General features: G+C 34.3%; 3 protein-coding genes. 1 reads left to right on the top strand and 2 read right to left on the bottom strand.

Going from position 1 to position 3,931, the window contains the following annotated elements; all coding sequences use genetic code 11:
* The coding region (locus D1970_RS21230) for a condensation domain-containing protein (protein WP_259339731.1) at nt 1-1,412 on the bottom strand (1,412 nt) is incomplete at its 3' end.
* 449 nt (nt 1,413-1,861) lie between these two features.
* Here D1970_RS21230 and D1970_RS21225 point away from each other — a divergent pair.
* Nucleotides 1,862-2,683 (top strand): DUF2785 domain-containing protein, encoded by an 822-nt coding sequence (locus tag D1970_RS21225; protein WP_119114846.1) that lies wholly within the window; start codon nt 1,862-1,864, stop codon nt 2,681-2,683.
* A gap of 1,022 nt (nt 2,684-3,705) precedes the next feature.
* On the opposite strand, the gene D1970_RS21220 is transcribed toward D1970_RS21225, so the two are convergent.
* On the bottom strand, nt 3,706-3,931 hold a 226-nt coding region (locus tag D1970_RS21220), incomplete at its 5' end, for an acyl carrier protein (RefSeq protein WP_142921045.1).

Genomic DNA, 3,931 nt, shown 5'->3' with positions numbered 1-3,931 from the left:
GCATGGCTTTCAAATCTCTCCATAATTAACTCATCGTTTGAATATTCTGATTTTTTATACTGGGCCAATAGCTGATGTTTCTCTTCTTCGTCTAGTAAGTCAATGTTGATCACTTTATCATAATAATAATTGACCATCTTCAAAATGACTTTATATAATAGCTTCATGAAATAACGAATCCACTCTTGACTGAATTTATTGCATTTATAGTTTAAAATAAACTCTAATTTATTATTTTTTTCCATAACCATGATAGTTAACCCAAAATGGGTATCTTCGCTAATACTTATTACATCTATATCTACCTTACTATTACGATCTAGATTTAAAGGGTAATTTTCGAAAACTAAAATCGTATCAAATAAACCTTCTTCCCCTTTAAAACCACAATATTCTTTTATGGAACTAAGTGGAGTCGTTTCATAAGGACTTCTTTCATTCATACTTTTTTCAACATGTCTTATAAGTTCAAATACCTTTGTGTCTGTATTTTTTATAACTCTTATAGGTAGTGTATTTATAAACAACCCGATCATATGCTCTACATTAGGTAAATTTACATTACGCCCAGAAACCGTACTCCCAAAAATAATATCATTATGGTTACTATGTATTTGTAAAAGAATTCCCAACCCACTATGAATCCATCCTGCTAAAGTATGCTTATTTTGTATACAAGCGTTTTTAAGAATTTTATAATCATTATCTTCGATATAAAATGTTTCTCTATGGCTTTTATTGTCTATATGTTTATTGTGAGTAGACTGGGGAGAGATTTCATTTCGCTCAACGCCATCAAGATAATTAGCCCAGTATTTTTTTTCTCCATCTATGTCTCGATTTCTAACTAATTTAATATACTCTCGCCAAGGTGTTACTTTTATTTTTGAAGGTAACTCTTTATCAACTTCGATTTCATTACATAATCTAGTAAAGCTATCTATAAGGATTCCACTACTCCATCCATCCCATAAAATATGGTGATAGGTTAATATCATGATTTTTTCATGGTTGGCGCCATTTACCAGACGGATTCTTAATGGTTCCGTTGTTAAATCAATCCCTTTTTTAAGCTCATTATCCCGTATTTCATTTAATATGGTAGTACAATCTCCCACTCTTTCTTCAAAATAAAGTGGCAGATCGATTTCTTTCAATACAATTTGTACAGGGTTACTTAACTTTTCCCATTTATAAATAGAACGCAAACCATCATAAGTGCTAATCAAGTGATGCCATACTCTTTCAATCTCTTTATCAGTTATATCTCCTTTAATTTTTAGGACAACCTGTTCCATGTATTCGCTCGATTTAGGATCCATCTGATATTTAAAGAGTAGTCCTTGCTGTGTAGGTGACAACGATAATATTTCCTGAATATTGTCTTTTCTTAATATTTTATTATTTATCAAGTAAACCATCCTTTTATTTTGTAGTGAATTTCAGTTAGATCGATTGTAATTATTGCTTCAGTAGATGTTCTTCACCCCCAAAATTTAAATTCCACTAGTTATTGCGCTTTGGATTAATTTAATTTAATATACAAATAATAACTCACTAACCATTAACTTACAAGGAAAATTCTGAAAATTATTATATGGGTTCTTTATCCTAAAATCGGGTGGGGAAGTTTTTTAGATAGCAAGTTTTCGTATAAAATACAATCGAAGGAGGCGGAATTTTATGGATTTTATCAGGAAATAAACCGCTTGGAAATAATTTATTCCTTTCTGCTATTGCGGATTGTCTCTGATCCTATCTGTACCTTATAGTAAGGGAAGAAGGGTACGGAAGAAGCCGTATAGTCAGTAGAAACCCTTGAAAAAGTTAGTTCAGAAAATTTCTAGTAGGAGCGTGTAAAATGAATTTAAAAGAAAAGTTGATATTAATAAAAGAAAATGGGTACCAAGCAACCCCCGATACATTCCAGTTGATACTAGAAATGATAAATAACATCGGTTCTTTGGATGCCCAACTACGTGATGAGCTAATTTATACAACCTTATCACATTGGATTCCTGATAATTCTCTAACAGCAAACGAACTAGAACAACTTCTACCGGTTGTTTTGGATAAAAACCATTTGCTTTTTAAGCTTGGTGAAACAAATACAGACTCTGTCTTCACTCGATCTTTCTCCATGCTAGTCATACCGCTCCTCTTCATGAGGCATAGAGAATCACCATTTCTCTCAAGAGAGCAAATTCATCAGATAAAAGAGAAAGTATTTTACAATGTACAAGAAGAGCGAGATTACCGTGGGTATGACGAAGAAAAAGGCTGGGCTCATGCTATAGCCCATGCAGCAGATGCTTTAGAAGATTTGGCTCAGTGTTCCGAACTGGATAAAAATGACCTCTTAACTATCCTCGATTTGGTTTACGAAAAGATGACCATAACAGATCGAATTTACTCCGATGGGGAAGATGAGAGAATGGTAAAATCCATAATTAGTGTTTTAAATAGAAAAATACTTAGTCAGACTTATGTAGAGCAATGGATTCAAAGTTTTGGTGATGTGGAGAAAAATTCAGAATTTCTCCCTGCCTTTAAGCAAAAAAATAATATAAAGAACTTTTTGAAAAGTTTATACTTTCGAGTTAAATTTTACAAAGTGGATGCCGTTCTCTGCTCGACTATCGAGCATACATTATATAAAGTAGAAAAAGTATACTATTCCTAATTAAAAAAAATGAGGGGAAAGCACCCGCACTTGTCCGTCTCCACTTCAAATGTGGTAACAGGCAAACAATAGCCCTCAGGGGACATTTTTACTTCACACTTTTCACAGAAAATTTGATTTGCGGGGATTCAGATGGATCTCCGTTCTACATGGCGTCAAAGTAACGTTGAGGGTTAAAATTATCTTTGAAGCAAACGTATGCAAACCTACAATAATTACGGGGGGGGTTATCTTTTGTTTCTCTTCAAAATAGTTTCGAATAAACCGTGTGCCGTCGTTCATGAATTCTTTTAGTAGTTCACGGTGTCGGTGGATAGCTATTTTTGAACTTTTTGCTTAGCTTGAATAAACGTCGGTTTTTCCGGATTAAGCCAAACTTCTTCTACCAGACTCCAATCACGTGTAGCCCCTGACCAACGACTAGGGAGATAATTCCCTCTAACACCTTGTCCTTTTCCTTTCTTAATGTAGTAACGTCTATGCAGAAGGTAGAACTCTGATTACAAATACGGGAATTGGTGATTACAAACTCAGTTTCGACACGAATTACATTACTGGGCAAAAGATTGGTTAGAAATTCTAGCCTATTGATTCAACAGGAAAGATAACAATCCAACCTGGTGAGACCTTCAGAACAGAATGCAGTGCAAGTGAAGTTAGAAATGGAATTGACGTTTTTAGTGTTTGCCCTGGTTCGACCCCGTAACGAAAATCAACAAACAGTCCTAGACACATACCATTAATTCGACCAGCGGAAAATTCATCATGGCAACTTACTCTGCTGACGGCCAGGAACTAACCGCCCCAACCGAGTACGCGACTTATCACCAATACGAGTATAGATGGCCAGAGTCTGTATGTTCAGGCGAGATACACATATTACACTTTCGATCGTCAATAAGAAATGCTAAAAGGGAGGCCCTACGGTCTCCCTTTTAAATTGCTCTTATGAGTTGTATTCTAGATTTAACAAGATAGGACGTGACTCAAAGGAAACTTAAAAAGGGTGCTTCACTAGTTTTCTACCAACTTGATGGTTTGTGACCTAATTTTTTGTTTTCTTTTATATTTGAAACTTCTTTTTCATCAATAGAATTTATATAGGTTACAAGCTCATCAATAGTTGTCCTTTGATAAAATTCAGTTATCGGTATCTTTATATTTAAAGTTTTTTTAATTTCTTTTAATATTCTAGGTACTAAAAGGGAATTAACAGGGAGCGTCAATAATTTTGTGTAAATGACGAAA

The organism is Mesobacillus zeae (genome assembly GCF_003570705.1).
GTDB classification, from domain to species: domain Bacteria; phylum Bacillota; class Bacilli; order Bacillales; family Cytobacillaceae; genus Mesobacillus_C; species Mesobacillus_C zeae.
Note: the sequence above shows the minus strand (reverse complement) of the source record. Positions and strands in the feature narration are given on the sequence as shown.